Origin of the sequence: Mesorhizobium sp. ZC-5 (genome assembly GCF_025753855.1) — a bacterium.
In the GTDB taxonomy this organism is placed as follows: domain Bacteria; phylum Pseudomonadota; class Alphaproteobacteria; order Rhizobiales; family Rhizobiaceae; genus Neomesorhizobium.
Map to the genome: position 1 here is coordinate 224,656 of NZ_JAOWPT010000007.1, position 18,998 is coordinate 243,653.

An 18,998-nucleotide genomic window follows, 5' to 3' on the forward strand; every position below is an offset into this window, starting at 1 on the left:
TGGTCGGCTTCGGCATTGCAGCCCTCGTGGTCGGGTCGCTTGCAAGCGACGATCTGCTCCGTGCCGTGTTCCGCATTCTGGATTCGTCGTGAAGCAAACTCGATGCACTACTCGAGCTTGACCGGCCTCAGCCCGTCGATAGCGACAAGACCGGTAGTACGGCCCCGTTGGTGAAATGGGATCAACTCGGCCGAGCCGGCCGCGAGTTCCTCGCAGGAACCGGTTCGCTTGTATGTTGGCCCTGGGCGCCACCGCCGATCCTCAAGCCCGTGCGAAGCTTGCCCTGGATGAGCTGAAACGCGTTGGCGGCTTCAATTGCGCTTCGCTCATTATCATAATGCCGACTCGTACGGGCTGGATCGACCCCGCCTCAATGGAAGCCTTAGAATACCTTTGCCACGGTGACGTCGCCAGCGTTGCGGTCCAGTATTCCTACCTGAGCAGCCCGCTGTCGCTTCTAGTGCAACCGGAGTACGGCGCCGAAACGGCGCGCGCCCTCTACACGGAGATCTGTGGCTACTGGACGAGCTTGCCCAAAGGTTCGCGTCCTGAACTCTATCTGCACGGGCTTAGCCTTGGCGCGATGAATTCGGAAAGATCGACGGGCCTGTTCGAGATCCTGGACGGCCCAATCAGCGGTGCGCTGTGGAGCGGACCGCCATTTGAAAGCCGGGCTGGCGTTCGATCAGCGACGCGCGAAATCAGGGAACGCCTCAATGGCTGCCCGTTCTTCGCAACAGCAACCTTGTCCGGTTCATGAAGCTGGACGGACCCGTGGTGGCTCAGAATACCCCATGGGGATCCATGGGGCCGTCTATCTTCAACTATGCCAGCGCTCCGATCGTCCTCTCCGACTATCGCGATGCTTACCGTACGCCGGACTGGATTGAAGGCGCCGCGCGGCTTCAATCCGGTCCATCCCTGGCCGAGCAGTTCGAAATCCCCGCCGCCTGATTGACCGCGCATCGGGCCTCTCTGCGCTCCTATTCAGCCGTTGCAACAAAACCATCTTCCGCCGTCGTGGAAACGTAACAAAAGTTTCGCACGGCCCGCCCTGCCGCCGAGGTATGTACACATGCCGCCATCCCGGCGGCTTTCCAGATGGAGATTTGCCATGAACAAACAGAACCTACCGCCATCCCGGCGGCTTACCAGATGGAAAGTCGCCATGAACGAACAGAACCTCGATCTTCCGATGAAGAAGTCCATCGCCGTCCAGGCGCTGCTACCGAAGGTCCGCCTGCCAGGCGACAGCGCGACCCTAATGTACTACCTCTAAGCGCCGCTTCAAGGCCGCCCCTTCCGGACGGTACTATTTTGGGAGAACGACAGTAACGACCGTGTTGAAGGCGGAAATCAGGCTACAGGATCTGAGAGGCAGCGTGTTGCTACGCGCGGGCCGAGTGGAATTCGGCGGGAGCTGGATCGAGGCTTTTGAGCATCCAGCGTTGGAAATGGTGCTGGTCACGACCGACGGCCGATGGTTCGCCGTTGTACGTGAGCGAGCAACCGGAGTGACCACACCGGCGCCAGCCCAGGCCGTCGGTTTCGACGCCTATGTCGAGCTCTACCAGGAATGTGTGGCCTGGCCGCTGGACTATGTGATGGTCGAAGTGGTGAAAGAAGAATGCCGGATGCGCATTCGCGCCGGCGTTCTGGGGTCTGCGCCGATCTACTTTCGAGCCCAGGACGATGCGGTACTATTGTCATGGGATTTTGCCGACTTCCTGGGTGTGCCATTCGCGCTCGATGCCGAAATCGCAGCGCATTACCTGACGCTCGGCACCTTCTACTCGGCGCGGCAAATCTGCGCCGGCGTCACCATGCTGACGGAACGCGCTTCGATCTACGTTGCTCCCAGAATGGCAAGGTACTGCTATCCGGAAGCCGTGGAAGTGGTCGGGCCCACGGAAGCGCAGAGCGCATTCGATCCTGACCACGGATTCCGCCAGCTGTTGCATGAGGTCATGGCCATGAGGCCGATCAAAGCAGGCCGGGCTGCAATTGAGCTGAGTGGCGGAATGGACTCGGCGGCAGTCGCAGCCGCAGCGCGTCACACGATGGGCAGGCAGTCCAGCAAAGGCATCCTACTGGATGGCCAGCACCGGCATGCCCAGGTCGAAAGGCGCAACGCGATCATCGCGCTGCTTGAGCTGCGGGATAGCACCGTGAACATGTCCGATTTCCTGCCCTGCCTCGATCTGCGGCCAGACGCTCGGCCGAAGGAGCACCCGTTGAGCGAGTTCTACCTGGAAGCCTTCGAGGCGATTTGGGCCGATGCGCGAAGCGAAGGCGCGCAGTACGTGCTGACGGGGATAGGGGGCGATGAACTGTTCCCGCTGTTCGCCGGCGAAATGGCCCACACCCGCGTGGCGAGCGAGACGATGATCGCCGAAGTCGGTTCCTACGCCGAAAGCATTCTTACACCACGCGCCCTAACGGCAGCACGCTCGATGCGGTTGTTCGATGCGCCCACGAGCCTGGTTTCCATGCCGACGCTACTGGCGCATGTGTGCAGAGCTCCGTACCTGCTGCGGCGTGGGTTGTGGCCAATCAATCCGCTGAGTGATCCGCGGCTGATGGAATACTGCCACACGCTCCCACTGGCGGCCCGGTTCCAGCGAACGACAATGCGCAACTACCTGAATTTGAGCCTAAATGCTGGCATATTCCCCTGCAACTACGCAAAGGAGACTTTCGCTCGTGTTCTTCCGGAATTGATCGCCCAAGAGGCTGACCGTATTGCGTCGCAGCTGAAAGACTGCGCGCTCGCGGATTTCGGCCTGGTCGATCAACGGGCGGTACTGGACCTGTTGGCGGAGGTCACGGCAACCCGCGCGGAAGCGCCCTGCGCGCCGCTGGCTTTCTTCCTGTGGCTGGAACGATTTGTGCGGCAGGCGACGTGACGGTGGCGACGGACGATAGGGCAACAGTGGAACCGGTCGTTGCCGCCTCTTTGGAGGCGGATTACCGCCTTTCGGCCGAGGTCCGCACGGTTGTCCGTGGCGTCAATTGGACGCTTGCTGTAGGGCCGGAGGGAGCGCCAGTGGCCTATGTTCGCCTGTACCGGCCCGAAGGTCGGCTGGAAGCCGAGATAGCGGCCGAGCTTGCGGTGCTCGATGCGGTAGTGGCCACTGACCGATTGGACGTGGCGAGGGCGGTGGCTAATCAGAAGGGGCGCTTGCTAACGCAGTTGCAGGTACCAGGGTTCGGCACCCGGCCAATGGCCGTGTTTCAGGTGGCGGCGGGCCGGCCAATGCGCGAGCGACCCGACGATCTGCGGGCCGCGGGCGCGGCGCTGGCCGACCTGCATGGTCAGACGCAGCTGGCCGCGCGCGCGCTCCAACGCGAGCTGGTGTCCGAGGCGGAGGTTGATCGGACTATCGCCCAGATTGAGGACGGCTTCGCCGCTGAGCGCGCCAGGCTGGTGGCTGCGGTGGCCGATTTGCGGGGTCAAGGGGTGAGCCGGGCGGGTGGGCCTGCAGGGTTCTGCCACGGCGATTTCCGGATGGCCAACCTGCACAGGGCTGGCGATCAGATTGTGATGTTCGATTTCGACGATTGCGGCCTTGGTCCACAGCAGCTCGATCTGGCCACCATCGGCTGGTGGCTGGAACTGGCTGCGGGCGACAGCGCCGCCGAGTTGTGGCGAGCGTTCCTCGCTGGCTATGGCCAGGCGGAAGGCGACGCCGAGCTGGGCAATTCCCTGCGGTGGCTTGTGGTAGTCCAGCACCTGCGGTCACTGCGTTTCTTACAGGACTACTGCCAGTTAGATGCCGAAACCTGGGCTGATGCCTTGGACAGCGCCGCCGGTATGGTCGAGCGGGCTGCCAGCGGTTCCTTACGCTTCTTGGCGGGCGCGTGATAACCATCTTCGACGCTAGGCTGTCGGACGTGCCGTGGTGGAAGCACTGATCCGGTACCAGGGGTCGGCTTCCCTGGAGTGGCTGCAGGCGGTCGTGGATGCCCGCTAGCCATCTGTCGTTTCGAAAACGGGAACGAAACATGCAAGACCACCGATCGCCGGGAGCGTTGCAACGTTTCGCCTCCAGCACTCAGCTACCGGCAACTGCTTTTCAGTTCCGTCCCGCCGCCGTGCTGCACATACAGTTCGCTACCATCGCCTCGAGGCTTTCGATTCCTGGAAAATTGCGGCCTGCGTCGCCTGAAAACTAAGACGCCTCAAGGCTTCTCACGCAGAGGGAACTTACCGTGACAACACCCTCCAGCGTCTTAAGCTGACGGTGAAAAAACCGCTGTTCGCGCTTAAGCCTGAAGCGCCTCTTAGGTCGGGACCTGCTTTTCCACTATCTACTCCTCGCGGAAAGCCCTCCGTACTTGATCGGAAAGAGGCTTAACCAGATACGACAGCATGGTGCGATCAGCGGTTGGAAAGAAGACCTCCGAGGGCATGCCTGGAGCCAGCGTCAAGCCATTCAGCTTGGCGAGTTCCTCCTGTGGCAGCATGACACGCGCCGTGTAGAAACCCAGACCCGATCGCTCGTCGATGGTCAGATCGGCGGATATTCTGGTAAGCACGCCGGTGAGCTGCGGTGTAGTTTGCTGATTAAAGGCGGAAAGCCGTAGGACTGCCTTCTGGCCCGACGTAACCTGATCGATGTCCTGGGGTGCGATGCGTGCCTCAACGGTGAGCTTGTCAGCGACAGGCACGATGAGCATGATTGGGTCTCCTGCGGAGAGGACGCCGCCGACCGTGTGGACGGCAAGCTGATGCACAATACCGTCCTGCGGGCTTCGGATATCCACGCGTTTTAGTTCGTCTTCGGCTGCGACCTTGCGCTCGACAAACTCGGAAATCCGTCCTTGGACCTCGCGGAGTTCAGCCGCTACTTGGCTGTGGAGGTCTTGGTCGATCTGGACGATCTGAAGCTCGATTTCCGCACAGCGTCCCTTCGCCTGTGCAATCGAAGCGGTCAGTTGGCCATGCTCACCTTCCAGCTTGATGGCATCGCGCTGAAGCGCGGTCATCCGCTGGATCGAGACGTATTTCTTCTCCCAGAGCTTACGAATGCCTTCGAGTTCCGTGCCGATCAGTTCGATTTCCTGCTGATCTGCGCCCTTTTGCTCGGTCAGGCCAGAAATCTCTTCGGCAAGCTGGGCGATGCGCTCCGTAAGCTGTGCCTTCTGGCCGATCCGCGCCCGCCGTCGGAATTCGAACAGCAATCGCTCTGCGGCCATGATGCGGGCGATGGCCGGATCGTTTTCCCTTGATGCGAGCTGTTGTGGAAAGGTGATAGTCTCGCGCCCGTCCCGTTCTGCTTCGAGCCGGGCAAGGCGTGCCTCGAACTCATCAAGGCCCTTTGCGACGATTGCGAGATTGGTGCGGGCAAGCGTTGCGTCGAGGCGGACCAATACGTCGCCCGATTTTACGGCATCGCCTTCCCGGACGCGGATTTCGCCGACGACACCGCCGGTGGGGTGCTGCACCTTTTTTACGTTTGAATCAACTACAAGCGTTCCCGTTGCGATGACGGCGCCAGAAATTTCTGTGACGGCGGCAAGGCTTCCAACTCCGCCCACGAGCAGAATGCAGGTCGCGACACCCGCGAGCAGATAGCGCCGGATGGCATGTCCGGCCGTGGCATTCCGGTCCGCGATCATGCCCCAGCCTCTTCGGGTACCGAAACGACCTTCAGCGGCCCCCGCGTTTGGACCGGACGGGTAACCTTGTTCAGTACGTCGTTTTTCGGACCAAAAGCCTGAACGCGGCCATTCGCCATCACCAGAATCTGATCAAGGCTGACCAGGGCGCTCGGCCGATGCGCCACCACGATGGCGATGCCACCTCGGTTGCGAATGCCTTGGATCGCCTCAGTCAATGCGGACTCGCCTTCGGCATCGAGATTTGAGTTCGGCTCGTCGAGAACAACGAGGAACGGGTCACCGTAGAGCGCGCGAGCCAATGCGACGCGTTGCCGTTGCCCGGCTGACAGCGCGGACCCCGCTTCGCCGATGCGGGTGTCGTATCCCTCAGGCAGATGAACGACTAGATCGTGGACGCCGGCCGCCCTTGCCGCTGCCAGTATCTTTTCAGAGCTTGCTTGCGGATCGAAACGGGCAATGTTCTCGGCAATCGTCCCATCGAAGAGTTGGACGTCCTGCGGCAAATAGCCAACGTGGTTCCCGAGATCTTCCGGCCCCCACTGATCGAGCGTTGCGCCATCGAGCCTGACGGTGCCACGAACTGGCATCCAAATGCCGGCGATGGCTCGCGCAAGAGAGGATTTGCCGGAAGCGCTTGGCCCGATGATCCCAAGGCCAGCGCCTTTGATCAAAGCAAGGCTCGCATCCTGCACGACCACACGGCGCTCGCCGGGCGGGGAGACGCTCACACCCACGACAGACAGGGAAGCTGCGGGTGCGGGCAGGACTACAGTAGTCTGCATCTCCGGAAGCAACCCCAGAAGTCTCGCCAGGCGGCTCCAGCTCTGACGCGCCGACACAAAGCCCTTCCAATGCGCGATCGCCAGTTCGATCGGCGCAAGCGCTCTACTCATCATGATCGAACTGGCGATCATGATGCCGCCGGTCGCCTCCTGTTGGATGACGAGCCTGGCGCCGATGGCCAGCATGCCGGATTGCAGCACCATACGCAGAATCTTTGAAATCGTGCCCAGCGTTCCGGCCACGTCACTCGCCTTGGACTGTGCGTTCAGATATGCGGTATTGGCGACAGACCAGCGCTGGGCAATGCGCGATCTGAAGCCCATCGCCTGGAGTACCTCGACATTTTTCCGCGAGGCTTCAGCGAGAGCATTACGTACTGCCGCATAGGTGCTGGCCGTTTTTGTCGGCTCCCTTGTCCACATCTCCGCCAGCATGGTCAGCGCGAAAAGGGCAACTGCACCGCCGAGCGCCGTCACCCCAATCCAGAAATGAAACAGAAAACAGAGTCCGATATAGAGCGGCATCCAGGGAAGGTCGAAAAAAGCGGTCGGTCCGGCACTCGACAGAAACGATCTCACCTGGTCGAGGTCGCGCAGGGATTGAAGGCCGTCGCCATCAAGTTTGGTCCGAAGCGGCAAACGCATCAGGGCCAAGTAGACTTGATTGCTAAGCCGGGCGTCGAGCGCCAAGCCGATGCGCACCAGCAGGCGCGACCGGATTAGCTCAAGAGCACCTTGGAACGCGTACAGCATGCCGGCCAACAACGCCAGCCCGACCAGCGTCGGCATACTGCGCCCCGGGATCACGCGGTCGTAGACCTGTAACATGAAAAACGAGCCGGTCAGCGCCAGGATATTGACGACACCGCTCATCAAGCCAATGCCGGCGAAGGCCAGCTGGAACGACGCTAAAACCGTTGCGAGGGTAAATCGCGGCGGATCGCCTGGGAGGGAACGCGCAGGTGAAGTCACGTCGCAGTCCTTTCAGAATTCACACCACACCCTGCGTGGCGTAGCCGCACCGCTATGGGCCGCTTTAGTTGTGGCCCAGGATGAATCGCCGATTGGGTGAACGGATCGGCCGCGCATTCAACGGGTAGAGCGTCGTAAAGCGCTTGATGTCCGCCGCGTCCACCTCGACCGGTTCCATGGCCACCATCCACTCGACGCTCTCGGTGCAGGGCGGTGTCGTCAATGATCCCTCATAGATCCAGTAGCTGAGCGAAACCGGCAGAAGCCCGTTGGGATCGACCTCGTCGACTGCTATCTCCTTGCCTGGCCGCACCGGAAAGGCCGCAGCAAGGCGGGCAAAATTGGCATTATTCGCGCCTGGCGTCAGAAAGACGCTGAGCACACCCAGAGTATCGCTCTGTGTGTCTTTATGTACGAAATGCGCTTCCATCGGGAAGCTCTTGCCCGCCACGTGATGCTCGCTCGGCGCATGGAAATGGAACTGTACCAGTTCGTAGACGCGATCCCTGCAGGCCAACGTGCTGCCTTCCGGCATATTGATTTGAATGGTATGGCCGTTGTTCACCATTCCGCCGCTGCCCTTGTGCCAACCGATGACGATGCGCGGAATATCCGCCTTGACCGCGCCGGCGATATCGATCGGTGACTGGTGCGTGCCCGCCGAGCAGACAAAATTCTCCTTATCCAGATCGGCCCAGTGCTCCGGTCCGACCGAGCCCGCATATCCCCAATGGGTGCTCGCCGGGCGTGCGGCCTGGGCGTAGATCGGGCATGCGCTCAGCGCAAGGAACCCTTTGATCAGATCCCGACGATGCATATTTGTTTCGCTCCTTGATGCAAACTGATGTTTTCCAATTGGGGCTATCCCAGGAGATTGCGAGGTTGCTCCATGCCTTGAGGGTCTTGGAGCAAGCGGGAAAGCCTAGTTCAGCGTTTCGAAGAATTGAATCATATCAAGCGGCTTCGGCGACTTTGTAGGACCAAGTGTGAATGACAGGATGGCGATTGACGTCCTCAATGCCTGCCATGATGCGCTGCTAGAGCCGGTGCTTCGATGCCACCCAGATGTGACGAAGGGCGGATCGGGCGAACTTTGAGACGAAGCCCTCGATGAGAGTGAGCCCGGAGCTGTGCTTGGGTGGAAACATGAAGCGATCAGGCGGTTGGGCGGCAAGCCGGCGATCATCCGGAACAAGGGGGCAACTCCTTGCGTATCGTGCGTCTGCCCGGGCGTCAGAACGAAGCCAAGCGGGCGGCCTTTGGCATCGCATCGGGCATGAAGTTTTGTGGTGAAGCCGCCACGCGATCGGCCAAGCGTCTCGGTTTCTTGAGTCCCCTTTTTATGCCAACTGCACAATGATGTGCCCGGACGATGGTGCTGTCGATCATATCGGCGCTGACGTCTCGCTCGACCATCTCGGCCAGCGTTTCGAGCATGGCATCGAAAAGCCCGGTCTCGACCCATCGTCGGCAGCGGCGAAACACGCTGTTCCATTTGCCATATTCATCCGGCAGGTGTCGCCATTGCGATCCCGTCCGCGCCATCCACATCATACCCTCGAAATAGAGCCGGCTGTCTTGGACCGGTCGGCACCTGCGTCCCCGCCCAGACGATAGAAGCGGCCCAACCAGCGATTACTCTTCGACCGACACTCCGATCCGTTCGCCCAAGGCTACCTCCACATCGGCGCCTTGAAGCAAAACCCGGATTCGTCAGCAACCTTTGTCCACGGAACCTAGTCGGATAACATCCTGTCCAATGCCGTGCGGATCTTGGTCGCCCTCGACGTCTCGATAGATGTGCTGTATTCTCGTGAGCCCCGCTGGACAGCAAAGGCTTCGAGCCGTCCGGCCAACGACTCCGTTTTGGGGTCGCGCCTGCTGGTGCTCACATCTTCGTCTCTGATACCAGGTTGGTTGCTTGCAACCTCATCGATCACTCTGCTGGAGTGGGAGTGCTTATAAAACAGCGCCGGGAGCAACTTTTCTCCGTGAAACAGGTTTATCTCGGCATATTGCAACATGGCGTCGGGTGAGGGAAAGTAGTCGCTGGAAACATCCCCCTCGTTGGCAATCGTTCCATGCCGATGAAGATTTTCATGCCAGTTATCGAAGGTTGACGATTTTTGGTATGACGCTAGCGCAAATTGCATGCCGAACATCAGGCAATCGCTGGAAGATTTCTGCGCGCCAACCCCGATAAAGGCCCACTTCTGCTCCGTTCCCAGCTGCTGTAGCGTTTCCCGTCGCAATCTGGAGTATGGGGTGACGAAGGTATAGAGGTCGGCCGGCTCCATCACGATAACCGTCGGTCCTGCTGCGGCGCGGGTTCGAACATCAGCAGCAAAGTGGTGCATTTCGCCGTCTGCCAACCGCACGACAGCGCGCCATGCACCATCCGATGATCGGTCCGCCAATGCGCCGAGAAACTCGGCGGGCGAGCCCATATACCTAAGATTAAGGTCCGGGTAGCGCCTATTATAGTTATCCGCTAGGCAATCGATATTGTCGACATCAAGGGACAACAATTCCTCGTCGGGCTGGAGGTTGGCAGACAGATAGCGAGCCACTTGCCGACCGTATTCCACTAGACTGGACGAAATTCCCGCTTGGCTGGCACGCTCAAGTGTTTGCCCAAGCAGCTGGAGCTTCTCGTTAACGCGGGCCGGACGAATACGGCAAGATGCGGTTCCGTCATCGGCGTCGTGAGATGGTCTGGACGAGTGCTCCTGTTCAATACTGGATCGAGGCGGACTCGATCGCACGGAATCTACGTGAGCAGCAAACTCGGCTTCCTGGGCTCGTCCATCATCCCGAGAGGTCTCGCGCCGTATGCTTAGTCGTGAAATGCAGCCGCCCATATCTACTCATCTACTCTTCTGTCGAAAGGATCACCCGACCGGGCGCCACGAGTTCATCCGCAAGGACTGCCTTGAAGCCGTGATCGCACTGGCCATGGGCGACGGCGACTCCCCGCAGGCAAAAAGGATGTGCCATAGCGATCGCCGTGCCCGGCCGTGTTTCTCGGCCGAAAGGTTGGCCGAGAAAGTCAGATGTATAGATCGGCGGTATGTATGATGGAGAAATATTTTTCCGGGTGATGCTGAACGTCGCTAGCACTTACATTGGTGAGCGTAATCGAATTACCCTTTCCGAGGTCAACGACCGCGGAGGCCGGGCCATCCTCCTGGACGCGATTGGCAAGATCTTGAATCGTGTGAATACCAACGTCGTTGATCCCTTCCGCGACGTACAGTTTGTCCTGCCCTACCGTGAAGTCGCCCACGGAATCCTTGCCGCCCCCGCTGTTGAAGATGAAGGTGTCGCTGCCATCATTGCCGTACAGAGCATCGTTGCCCTCATCACCGAACAGAACATCGTCGCCTGCGTTACCAAAAAGCGTGTCGTCTCCCTGATTGCCTTCCAGACTATCGGCGCCCGCGGCACCGGAAATCCAGTCGTTTCCACCCAGGCCGCGGATGTAGTCCCTCTCGGGCGTCCCAATCAAATGATCGTCAGTTTCTGTGCCGCGGATTATTGCCATGTCTTTCTCCTTAGCTGTGTCTGCTAGGCGAGCGGTCATCGCGCGCTTGCCGCCGCAACGTACACGTCAAAGCTGTCCGTCACCTGACTTGCACCCCCGGCGCTGTCACGTCGTTTGAATTGTATGTCAAACGGCCCTTTCAGTGCGGAGCTGTCAATCCGATCTCGCACTGCCATCGCGGGGTCATGGTCCTTTCCGAGGTCGAGTGCCTCATGATAATGCTCGCGGCGGGGGCCTCAACGTTTCCACGAGATGCAGATGAACTGCTGTCAGCCGTTTGACCGAAGTCGCCGCAACCACCGTCCCGGCGGGGACGTCACGGGTTCCGGAAGCCGCCAAGAGCGGCGACCGGATGGAGGTTGACCGAGCTCGGAAACGGGCCGCGTCATACGATTAGGCCGGTACCGCCCTAATGCATTCACTTAACCTAACCCTCGCCATGTGAGGCTCTGGCAAGCTTCAACCACCCGCCTCGATACCCCGCTCTTCTCAAACCGCAATCACCCATTTTCCGCGACAGCTCGGAGGGATGTTTTTCCCCCGCTTCACGGTCTTTCTCCGTCCACTCGACGACGTGGGGGCGGCCTCCTTAAGAAGATAAAAGGCATCGTTGATCGCGATCTGTCGAGGCCTGATGCCCGGGCATAGGCCAGCAAGTCGCTTGCATGCATGATTGATGAAGCCACCACCGTTGAAGTTCAGCGATGTGTTGCAAAGTCCACCGGCTCCGCTTTTCGCCTTGAACGAATTTAGCAACTGAAACAGGTGTTTTTGCTCCTGCGAAACGGTCTGGACCCGCGCTGTGCCGTCAACGTGCGTGACGGCTCTCAATCGGCTATCGAGAACCCTGTGGAAAAGAAGCATATAGGGCGAGGGGCGTGCCAAGTCGAAATGGAGCCCAACGTCCCCTTCCAGGCACACCGGCGCGATCGGGCGGAAACCCTCCCGGTTCTGGATGCGGTTTAAACGCTCATGGGTTGCCTTTGCGAGTCGAAAGGCGCCGCGAGTATTGACCGGTTGCCGAGCGCCCGTGGCCTGATTTCGCAATTCACCTGCACCCAGCCGATCACCTTGTCGCTGAGCAACGCCGAGGCTACCTGGCCGTAGTCGAGTGGATGGACCTCGAGCCCGGTCAATTTCATCAAGTGTGAAAGGCTGGCCTGAAGAGACGGTCTATTTGATCTTCGCATTGCCGGTGAAATGCCGCATCGCGTCGACCGCGGTCCCAATCGCCGAGCCTGTATCGTTTGTACATAGCGGAATGAAAACATCGGAAAAAAGATACGTTTCGGAGCCAACGCCGATTCCACTCGCAGTTTAATCCACACCCGCCGGAAATCAGCAGCGGGAAGCCCTTTGCCAGCTTCCTGTTTTGCGAAAGTGTGGAACGGATGGAAGATGGCGTCCGAAACCCGCCTAGCGAGGTTGGTAAGCTTCTGATGGGTTACGCCAATGTTGTAGTAGGGCGAATCCCGAAAATCCTCCTTGCGCAGCGGGGGCACATCGCTTGGAAGCAGGAAATCGATCAGCTTCTGCTCGTCGCTGTCGGGCGATCCGGTCTGCCCACAGGCGCAAGCGCCATTACCTTGCCTGCGTCTTCGAAGCGCGTTGGCTCTTTGGGCAAGGTGAAATTCGGATCGACGAGCGCATAAAGCAAAGCATATTTGTCACCAGGATTCGCCATCACTTTTCCCAAAGGCACGACCTGCAGGACCCATCGATTTCATAGAAATCGCCGCACCATCCGACCCAGATCAGAGCGTACGTGACAGGGATTCCTGGCCGGGAACGGCGACATGCCGCAGGCGTCCCGGACAATTTTCTGAGGCTCGTCAGCCTGTCAACAGCTACGTCGCCTAGCATGGGAGCCTCGAAGCGAGGCGGCGATGCTGCGTAAGGGTCGCTGGCGGTAGCCTTGGTCGCGGTGAATACGATTCATCGTTGTGCTGGTTTCAGATTCCGATACCCGGATTATCGGCCGAAGGCTTCGCCGCTTACTCAGCGCTTTGACGTGCGCCAGATTTCAGTTTGCCGTGCGGATTTGTGAGGTGTCATGGAACGAACGAACAACAACTTCAACCTGTTCGATTTTGATGTGGAGGCATTCGCGCGAGCGTACTATCAACGGCCGCCGGGCCAGCAATCGGAACATGCGCGCCAGCGAACGAGCTTTGAGGAGCAGCTTGGCGAGTTGCAACTCAGTTCCTCTGATGAGAGCTCCGGTGAGGATGGCTCGCCTGATGCACTCTCCGGAAAGCGCGGTGGAGGGGCCTGGCGTGACATGGGCGCTTCCATGCGGACGCCGCCTCGGTTTACGCCGAGTGACAGCTATTTCAGCGGCAGCCGCCACAGCGTCGACATCCCCCAAGCTCACCTTGGAGGGACGAGCCAAGTGCCGCCGCAGTCCAGTCTTCGTCCTGATCCGTTCAGCAGCGCACGTTACACCTCGTCACCTGTGGCGCAGCCCGAAGTCCAGACGAAGAAAGGCAAGAACCGCGGACTGTGGTCGCGCATCAAGTCAGGTGTGGGGAAAGCGTTCAGCGGGAGCCACCGCGACAAGGCGTTTGGCGCTCCAGTGCAGCAAGAGGTCGTTTCAACGAGCGTTCGAGTGTATCACGCCAAGCAACCGTCCCGCATACGCGGTGTCTTTGACGCAGACGAGGCGCTCTTGGAAGAGTTTCGAAGCCGAGCCACAGGCCGGATGAGCGACGGCACCATTCGAAATGCTCAAGCCGACGTGCGCAATTTCAGCGCCTGGCTTAGCAGGAACGGGAGGGCGCCAATCGCGGGCAGGCTTGGCAACCCTCAGCTCGAACCTGGGTTGGAGCGCGATTTGGAAGCCTACGCGACGGATTGCAAGAGCGGTACCAGGCGCACCAAGGCAGCATTAAACAAACTTCGGGATGTTCAGGCCGGAAACGTCTTGTCGACCAGCAGCCACCGCCTGGCTCCCTATTCCGCAGACGCGACTCTCATCGACATGTGGGCTGCAGCGGAAAAGCCGACAGGCAGGGTTGAGCCGGACACCGTCGACAGACAGGCTCGTCGTCTTTCCAGACTGAGTGATTGGCTGCAGGGGCATGGCAGGGGCGCCATGGCTGGCAGACTCTTCACCCATGGGCTCGCCCAAGATGTTGAGGAGTATAAGCAACAAGCGGAGGACACCAAAATCAAGCCCGATTTGCTCAGGCTCCAGCGATACCAACAGGTGCTCGATGCAAACCAAATGCTGGGGTTAACTCCCGCTCGGCAGCCCGCGTCATCGCAAGAGCTTCCCCCAATGCCAGCCTCCCCGAGCGAGGGCGCTTGGACTTTGTTGAGGGAGCACATGCAAGAACCTGCATCATGGTCGCCTGCACCACACCGCGGCCCTCAGCCTAGCTCTTCGCAAGAGCGTCCCGCAACACCATCCATAGGCACGCCAAGCGAGGGCGCTTGGAATTGGTTCAGGGGGCATATGCAAGAACCTGCATCATGGTCGCCTGCACCACACCGCGGCCCGCAGCCTAGCTCTTCGCAAGAGCGTCCCGCAACACCATCCACAGGCGCACCAAGCGAGGGAGCCTGGAATTGGTTCAGGGAGTATATGCTAGAACCAGCGACACCATCGTCTGCCGCAGGTGCGTCGTCAGACTTCTATGGCGACTTTGAGCCCCTCGTTAATCTGAGTCCACCCACACCGTATGGACTGCATGACTATGTGCCTGGCCATACCAGACAGCCCTCGTTCGTCGGGCCACCAACGCCCCCGCAGGAGGTGCCGGATATTGGGCCTGTTGTGGGCGAGGGCTGGCGCCACGGCTCTCAATCCGCCTCGGCTATCCTGATAGACGTCTTGGAGAACGTCAACCTCCTGCCAAACCAGTTCGGCCCAAGGCGGGTCGACATCAACGGTGAGCGGTACTCGGTCACGCTGGGGCCCGCAGGGCGCAGCGACGTTCGTCTCATCCATCATCCTCGCGCCAGGCAGGGAGATGAAGCCGCGTCATCCTCTCGGCAGATAAATGAAGCTGGGCCATCCAGTCAGGGTGTAGCGGATCTTGGGTATCTTATCCGCGGGGGATGGCAGCACCGCGAACGCTTGCTTCCGAACTACCTTGCTCGAGCACTAGAGGGTGAGCACCTCATGCCGGAACCCGGGCGCCCAACGTATTTCAACATCCGCGGCGTGCCCTACAGGGGCGAGTTCGTAGAAACGGACGGCGGTCCACGCGTTCGTATTTATCCTGAAGTGGGCTGAAGAACGGCGCCCTCCGTATTGGCCAACACGTTGGCTCGGTGCAGACCGAAAGAGCCGGAAACCCCAGCGCCGGCGAAGCGGACCCGCAACTTCGCGATGCTTTCGCTTGCGATTGGCGGTCTCAAGGGTGGCGCCGATCTCGTCGGCAGCGCTGCGGCCACCGTCAACGAGCACATCCCCAAGGCGCACCAGCGCTACGCCAACACGAAACCGGCGAACCTGATCCGTCAGGCAGCCGGGATTGGCGCCAACACCGCCATCCTGGTCGAGCGGATGATGCGGGCGACAAGTGACGGATCACTACCTCTTCATTGTTCTGGACTTGTACCATTTACTCGTTGCCGCTCGCCCGAGTACGCTTGCGTCGTCCAGTTCTACAGTCGGGTTTGTCGCGTCCGCGACACGGTTTTGTTCGGCGGGCGCGCCGCCGCACTCTCAGAAGCCGTTGAATAAATGCAGATTTTATTTCTCTAACGTTGGCGCAACTCTTGCTACTCCCTTTGCGCGACGGCCTGAGTTGCCAACCGTCGTCACTGACTTATCTTCTCATTCGAAAGGGAGACAACAATGAAAACCGTTATGTCAACCTATGGAGTAACCGAGTTAACTCCTGAAGAAGCATCCGAACTTTCCGGAGGGTGGCTTCTTTGGCTGGCTTTGGGTTTGGGGTTAATTGTGCCTCGTCTATAATGCCTCGCTTAAAATGACCTGCGGCTGAACTTTCATCCATCAGCAATTAGAGTATTTGTTTTCGTTACCCCGATACCATTCTCTAGACCGCCGGAAGGTAGAGTTTCCCGGCTTTCTCACGATGGCGGGCTGGCGGCGCCATCGGGATTAAGCAACGAGATCGGGGCCTTGTGCCCGATCGCCCCATGCGGGCGCACCTCGTTAGACAACACGACGACAGAACGCCCACGGGATCGCGGAGCACGAGCTTTTCTACCCGTGGCATCCTTGGGCCGGGAGCCTGGCCCATATTCATGAGGTGGTCGAGAAGGCTGGTAGAGAGGGTTTCCGTTGCAGCCTCTCTGGTCGGGGATCCGATCGGTGGCTGGAGATTCCAGCCTGGATGTTTGATCGGGCGGCTAGTGCCGCCTGGCAGGTTGGCGCCGCTCCCATGTCGATATTGCTGCGCTACGCGCCTTGGCGACCCTGCTGCAGGATGTAGCACCCGCTTCGGGCACCCCATCGCAAATGCGAGATTCGAGCGCAGCATTGGGCGCTCACGACGCGAATCGGGGAGATGTCCATGCCGCGCCAGCTCACCAGGTACCAGTTCGATCTGTTCTCCAATCCGCACGCTGTCGAGACGCAGCAAGACGCCGCAATGGCAGACGCTGCCCGCCGAGACGCGCCGGACGCTGATGAAGCTGATGAAGCTGATGAAGCTGATGATCCGCCTGATCCTCGACCACGCCAACGGCGACCTCGCTCGGGAACGACAGGAGGCGCGCCATGATGTCTGAGAAGATCAGGCCGCATCATCTGGAGCGCAAGGCGATCCTGTATGTTCGGCTATCCTCGGCCCATCAGGTCCTCCACAATCGTGAGAGCAGCGCCCTGCAATATTGTCTCGCATCGAGACGGTCGACGAAGACCTCGGTCGCTCGGCGGCCGGCGGCTTCACACGTGCCGGATTCGACCGAATGAGCCCACCTCCACGGCGCGGGAGCCGGACGGGCGCATTCTTCCCACCCCTCACGCTCGAGTTGCCCAGACGGATGAACCGGCCTCTGGCTCGGGCAGCGCACCGCAGGATCGGCTAGCGCTCGGCCCCTGGGCGCCCGCCTGCGGCCAGTGCGCATGGCCCAACAGCACAACGGTTATGATTGCGGCGTCTTCATGCTGGAGGCCACGCGGGAGCTGACTCGACGGTTGGCGCAAAAACCGCGGCTGCGGCACGGGTCCCTGCACCTCGACAATCTGGTCGCCGATCGCCAGGCACTCCAGGAGCGGCTTAGGGCTGATCCCCGTTTGGGCTGAGGGGGCGATCTCATGGTGGCGCACCGTGAGGAGCCGTCGCGATATATGCACGTGCATGAACACTTCGCCGGCCGGCTACAAGCGCCATCGCTTCCCTCATGCTTCGGCACCACGCCGGGAATTCTTCTCAGGCGGCGAGCGCTGTCGTCCTTTCTCACCACCGCAAGAATTTATCTTTCAAGCCTTTCAATGCGGTCCGGTTAGTGTGCCCCTGGATCGTGCAGGTTTTTGACCTGAACCGGTTGTGTGCGTCAAGCCAGGGTAGTTGATTGGTGGTCACGGCTTTCTGTTTTCGCAAGCTCTCGCCGTTGAGTTCGATGCGATAGGCATTGTGAACAAGCTGGTCCAATACGGCGTCGGCGGAACGGCAGCCCGGTGACGGCGGCACCAAACACTGGCCTCTGGAACAGCGATACATGGCGCAGGCCGACGGCATCCATTTCGAAGATCCGGGCAGCGGGAAACCGCCGCTTAAGCAGCGCTGCGAAATCCGGGGCGGATCCGATCAGCGTCAGAACCTTCTCCCGCCCCACGCGCGACAGCAGCGCCCGTATGAACGGGCCGGTTTCCGGACCGAGCTCCAGCGCGGGACCTGTCCCGGGGCCGATGTCGAGCGTCATCGAGGCCGCCATGCTGGGGCTGGACGGCGTGACGGAGCCAATCCTGAATGGCGCCACGGTCCATGCCACGAGAAAAACAGGGCATACCAACCTCAATCCCCGACAGCACGCCAAACAGTTTGACGTGGCCACTTGATTTCGTTTCATCGCCGGACAACTCATCGCAGAAATCGCCTCCCTCAGGAGGAGGCTATTCTGGGCCGGCTCTGGTGCCGGCGAGAGCGCCCCCAGCCAGCTCCATCAGCCCGAGCGCGTCATCAAATTCGCGCGAGCCGCTCCTGGAGGGTCCGCCGATCGGCGACCAGATTGTCGAGGTGCAGCGACTCGCGCCGCAGCCGCGGTTCTTGCGCCAACCGTCGAGCCAGCTCCCGCGTGGCCTCCAGCATGAAGACGCCGCAATCATGACCGTTGTGCTGTTTGGCCATGCGCACTGGCCGCAGGCGGGCGCCCAGCCTTGCTGCGAACTCCGTTGCAATGGGGCGGTGGTACTCTCCCAGCGATTCGTAGTGATAGCCGACCGGGTTTTCCCGGTCGCGGCGATCAACGAGCAGCAGCGACCAGTGGCTGCCGCTATCAGGAACGCCAGCACGGCCATCGTTCACTGGCAGGAACAGGAAGTCGGCCGTATCCTCCTCATTCTGATTATGGACTATGCGCTGGAATTCGCCGAGTGCATCGCGCTCGGGGATCAAGCGCAGTTGATATGATATGAGGGGATCCACGAGGCGCGTCCGGGCAGCCAGATCCGGAGAACGTCCCTGCAACTCCTGGCCCAGGAGCCCGTAATCCGCAGTGATATGGGCGTCGGTCAGCCAATCGGTGGGGCCGAGCGCCAGCCGATCCTGCGGTGCGCTGCCCGAGCCAGAGGCCGGTTCATCCGTCTGGGCAACTCGAGCGTGAGGGGTGGGAAGAATGCGCCCGTCCGGCTCCCGCGCCGTGGAGGTGGGCTCACCGTTGGTGGAGAAGCGTGTCATAGGGACGTGTCCGGTCGCCTCGAGGATTTTCACAGCATTGACGGCGGCGTCGAGACCAGCATCTCGGCGCTGTTCCTGCTGGTGATCAGCATCGCCAATCTGTTCATCCTGAAGGGCATACCGGCGGATTTCACCTGCGCGCGACGCAGCGAAAGGATCAGTGAGGACCTTGACGCCTTGCGTGCTCGACGTGGCTTGATTGCCCGTATTTTCCGCCCGCTGTTCTGCATCGTCCCGCGCTCCTGACACAAGTAT

At 60.3% G+C, this 18,998-nt stretch carries 17 protein-coding genes and 4 pseudogenes; 9 read left to right on the plus strand and 12 right to left on the minus strand.

All coding sequences use genetic code 11. The features are described from left to right. Positions 1-152 precede the first annotated feature (152 nt). The 5 genes and pseudogenes from OHD58_RS19830 to OHD58_RS19850 form a co-directional block, all read left to right on the plus strand. Positions 153-296, plus strand: a pseudogene (locus OHD58_RS19830) (hypothetical protein); the annotation flags it as partial. Beyond that, a pseudogene (locus OHD58_RS19835) lies at positions 233-954 on the plus strand (alpha/beta-hydrolase family protein). The pseudogenes OHD58_RS19830 and OHD58_RS19835, both read left to right, overlap by 64 nt. Before the next feature lie 160 nt (positions 955-1,114). After that, positions 1,115-1,279 carry a hypothetical protein gene (locus OHD58_RS19840; RefSeq protein WP_006204685.1) on the plus strand — a complete coding sequence of 55 codons (165 nt, stop codon included), beginning with the start codon at positions 1,115-1,117 and terminating at the stop codon, positions 1,277-1,279. A 64-nt stretch (positions 1,280-1,343) separates the two neighbouring features. Beyond that, positions 1,344-2,906, plus strand: a complete 1,563-nt coding sequence (locus tag OHD58_RS19845) for an asparagine synthase-related protein (RefSeq protein ID WP_050900815.1) — start codon at positions 1,344-1,346, stop codon at positions 2,904-2,906. 140 nt (positions 2,907-3,046) lie between these two features. Then, the gene (locus OHD58_RS19850; protein ID WP_167361638.1) at positions 3,047-3,865 is read left to right on the plus strand and encodes a phosphotransferase enzyme family protein; all 819 of its coding nucleotides are present in this window, start codon (positions 3,047-3,049) and stop codon (positions 3,863-3,865) included. Positions 3,866-4,311: 446 nt separating this feature from the next. On the opposite strand, the gene OHD58_RS19855 is transcribed toward OHD58_RS19850, so the two are convergent. From OHD58_RS19855 to OHD58_RS19890, 10 genes and pseudogenes are all read right to left on the minus strand, one after another. Beyond that, positions 4,312-5,622 carry an HlyD family type I secretion periplasmic adaptor subunit gene (locus OHD58_RS19855; RefSeq protein WP_263805101.1) on the minus strand — a complete coding sequence of 437 codons (1,311 nt, stop codon included), beginning with the start codon at positions 5,620-5,622 and terminating at the stop codon, positions 4,312-4,314. Further along, positions 5,619-7,379 carry a type I secretion system permease/ATPase gene (locus tag OHD58_RS19860; RefSeq protein WP_006205562.1) on the minus strand — a complete coding sequence of 587 codons (1,761 nt, stop codon included), beginning with the start codon at positions 7,377-7,379 and terminating at the stop codon, positions 5,619-5,621. Before OHD58_RS19860 ends, OHD58_RS19855 begins: the two co-directional genes overlap by 4 nt. Before the next feature lie 64 nt (positions 7,380-7,443). Then, entirely contained in the window at positions 7,444-8,196 is a 753-nt protein-coding gene (locus OHD58_RS19865; RefSeq protein ID WP_006205561.1) for a carbonic anhydrase, read from the minus strand. 105 nt (positions 8,197-8,301) lie between these two features. Continuing rightward, positions 8,302-8,874 carry a transposase gene (locus OHD58_RS30765; protein ID WP_139032256.1) on the minus strand — a complete coding sequence of 191 codons (573 nt, stop codon included), beginning with the start codon at positions 8,872-8,874 and terminating at the stop codon, positions 8,302-8,304. Next, positions 8,826-9,011 (minus strand): annotated as a pseudogene (locus OHD58_RS30770) (transposase); the annotation flags it as partial. The pseudogene OHD58_RS30770 and the gene OHD58_RS30765, both read right to left, overlap by 49 nt. Before the next feature lie 104 nt (positions 9,012-9,115). Beyond that, positions 9,116-9,949, minus strand: coding sequence for a YopJ family acetyltransferase (locus OHD58_RS30605; protein WP_006205559.1), 834 nt, complete (start codon positions 9,947-9,949; stop codon positions 9,116-9,118). 479 nt (positions 9,950-10,428) lie between these two features. Then, positions 10,429-10,923 (minus strand): hemolysin-type calcium-binding protein, encoded by a 495-nt coding sequence (locus tag OHD58_RS19880; protein ID WP_006205558.1) that lies wholly within the window; start codon positions 10,921-10,923, stop codon positions 10,429-10,431. Positions 10,924-11,412: 489 nt separating this feature from the next. Next, positions 11,413-11,970, minus strand: coding sequence for a carbamoyltransferase C-terminal domain-containing protein (locus tag OHD58_RS19885; RefSeq protein ID WP_157999230.1), 558 nt, complete (start codon positions 11,968-11,970; stop codon positions 11,413-11,415). Next, the gene (locus OHD58_RS30775; protein WP_412177252.1) at positions 11,886-12,194 is read right to left on the minus strand and encodes a carbamoyltransferase C-terminal domain-containing protein; all 309 of its coding nucleotides are present in this window, start codon (positions 12,192-12,194) and stop codon (positions 11,886-11,888) included. The genes OHD58_RS19885 and OHD58_RS30775 overlap by 85 nt, the downstream gene beginning before the upstream one ends. Before the next feature lie 752 nt (positions 12,195-12,946). Further along, positions 12,947-13,120: a hypothetical protein gene (locus OHD58_RS19890; RefSeq protein WP_156788644.1), complete on the minus strand. Its 174-nt coding sequence runs from the start codon at positions 13,118-13,120 to the stop codon at positions 12,947-12,949. Between the two features lie 2,139 nt (positions 13,121-15,259). On the opposite strand from OHD58_RS19890, the gene OHD58_RS19895 reads away from it, so the two are divergent. Together OHD58_RS19895 and OHD58_RS19900 are read left to right on the plus strand one after the other, a co-directional pair. Continuing rightward, positions 15,260-15,616: a hypothetical protein gene (locus OHD58_RS19895; protein ID WP_040583823.1), complete on the plus strand. Its 357-nt coding sequence runs from the start codon at positions 15,260-15,262 to the stop codon at positions 15,614-15,616. A gap of 1,353 nt (positions 15,617-16,969) precedes the next feature. Next, positions 16,970-17,149, plus strand: coding sequence for a Ulp1 family isopeptidase (locus OHD58_RS19900; RefSeq protein WP_081482321.1), 180 nt, complete (start codon positions 16,970-16,972; stop codon positions 17,147-17,149). Positions 17,150-17,420: 271 nt separating this feature from the next. Here the strand turns inward: OHD58_RS19900 and OHD58_RS19905 are convergent. Beyond that, positions 17,421-17,510 (minus strand): annotated as a pseudogene (locus tag OHD58_RS19905) (AAA family ATPase); the annotation flags it as partial. Positions 17,511-17,755: 245 nt separating this feature from the next. Here OHD58_RS19905 and OHD58_RS19910 point away from each other — a divergent pair. Next, positions 17,756-17,905: a hypothetical protein gene (locus OHD58_RS19910; protein WP_006206560.1), complete on the plus strand. Its 150-nt coding sequence runs from the start codon at positions 17,756-17,758 to the stop codon at positions 17,903-17,905. A 121-nt stretch (positions 17,906-18,026) separates the two neighbouring features. Here the strand turns inward: OHD58_RS19910 and OHD58_RS30610 are convergent, their stop codons facing one another. Then, a complete protein-coding gene (locus tag OHD58_RS30610; protein ID WP_318528276.1) occupies positions 18,027-18,743 on the minus strand; it encodes a Ulp1 family isopeptidase in 717 nt (238 codons plus the stop codon). Positions 18,744-18,749: 6 nt separating this feature from the next. Here OHD58_RS30610 and OHD58_RS30615 point away from each other — a divergent pair, with 6 nt between their 5' ends. After that, complete coding sequence (locus OHD58_RS30615; RefSeq protein ID WP_244425879.1) at positions 18,750-18,989, plus strand: hypothetical protein; 240 nt, start codon at positions 18,750-18,752, stop codon at positions 18,987-18,989. Positions 18,990-18,998 lie beyond the last annotated feature (9 nt).

What these genes read in the sequence shown, in the direction of transcription:
- OHD58_RS30775 (WP_412177252.1), bottom strand. Translation starts at nt 12,194, where the DNA reads ATGTTTTCATTCCGCTATGTACAAACGATACAGGCTCGGCGATTGGGA.
- OHD58_RS19910 (WP_006206560.1), top strand. Translation starts at nt 17,756, where the DNA reads ATGTCGAGCGTCATCGAGGCCGCCATGCTGGGGCTGGACGGCGTGACG.
- OHD58_RS19900 (WP_081482321.1), top strand. Translation starts at nt 16,970, where the DNA reads ATGGCCCAACAGCACAACGGTTATGATTGCGGCGTCTTCATGCTGGAG.
- OHD58_RS19840 (WP_006204685.1), top strand. Translation starts at nt 1,115, where the DNA reads ATGAACAAACAGAACCTACCGCCATCCCGGCGGCTTACCAGATGGAAA.
- OHD58_RS19865 (WP_006205561.1), bottom strand. Translation starts at nt 8,196, where the DNA reads ATGCATCGTCGGGATCTGATCAAAGGGTTCCTTGCGCTGAGCGCATGC.
- OHD58_RS19880 (WP_006205558.1), bottom strand. Translation starts at nt 10,923, where the DNA reads ATGGCAATAATCCGCGGCACAGAAACTGACGATCATTTGATTGGGACG.
- OHD58_RS30610 (WP_318528276.1), bottom strand. Translation starts at nt 18,743, where the DNA reads ATGACACGCTTCTCCACCAACGGTGAGCCCACCTCCACGGCGCGGGAG.
- OHD58_RS19895 (WP_040583823.1), top strand. Translation starts at nt 15,260, where the DNA reads ATGCTTTCGCTTGCGATTGGCGGTCTCAAGGGTGGCGCCGATCTCGTC.
- OHD58_RS19855 (WP_263805101.1), bottom strand. Translation starts at nt 5,622, where the DNA reads ATGATCGCGGACCGGAATGCCACGGCCGGACATGCCATCCGGCGCTAT.
- OHD58_RS30765 (WP_139032256.1), bottom strand. Translation starts at nt 8,874, where the DNA reads ATGGAACAGCGTGTTTCGCCGCTGCCGACGATGGGTCGAGACCGGGCT.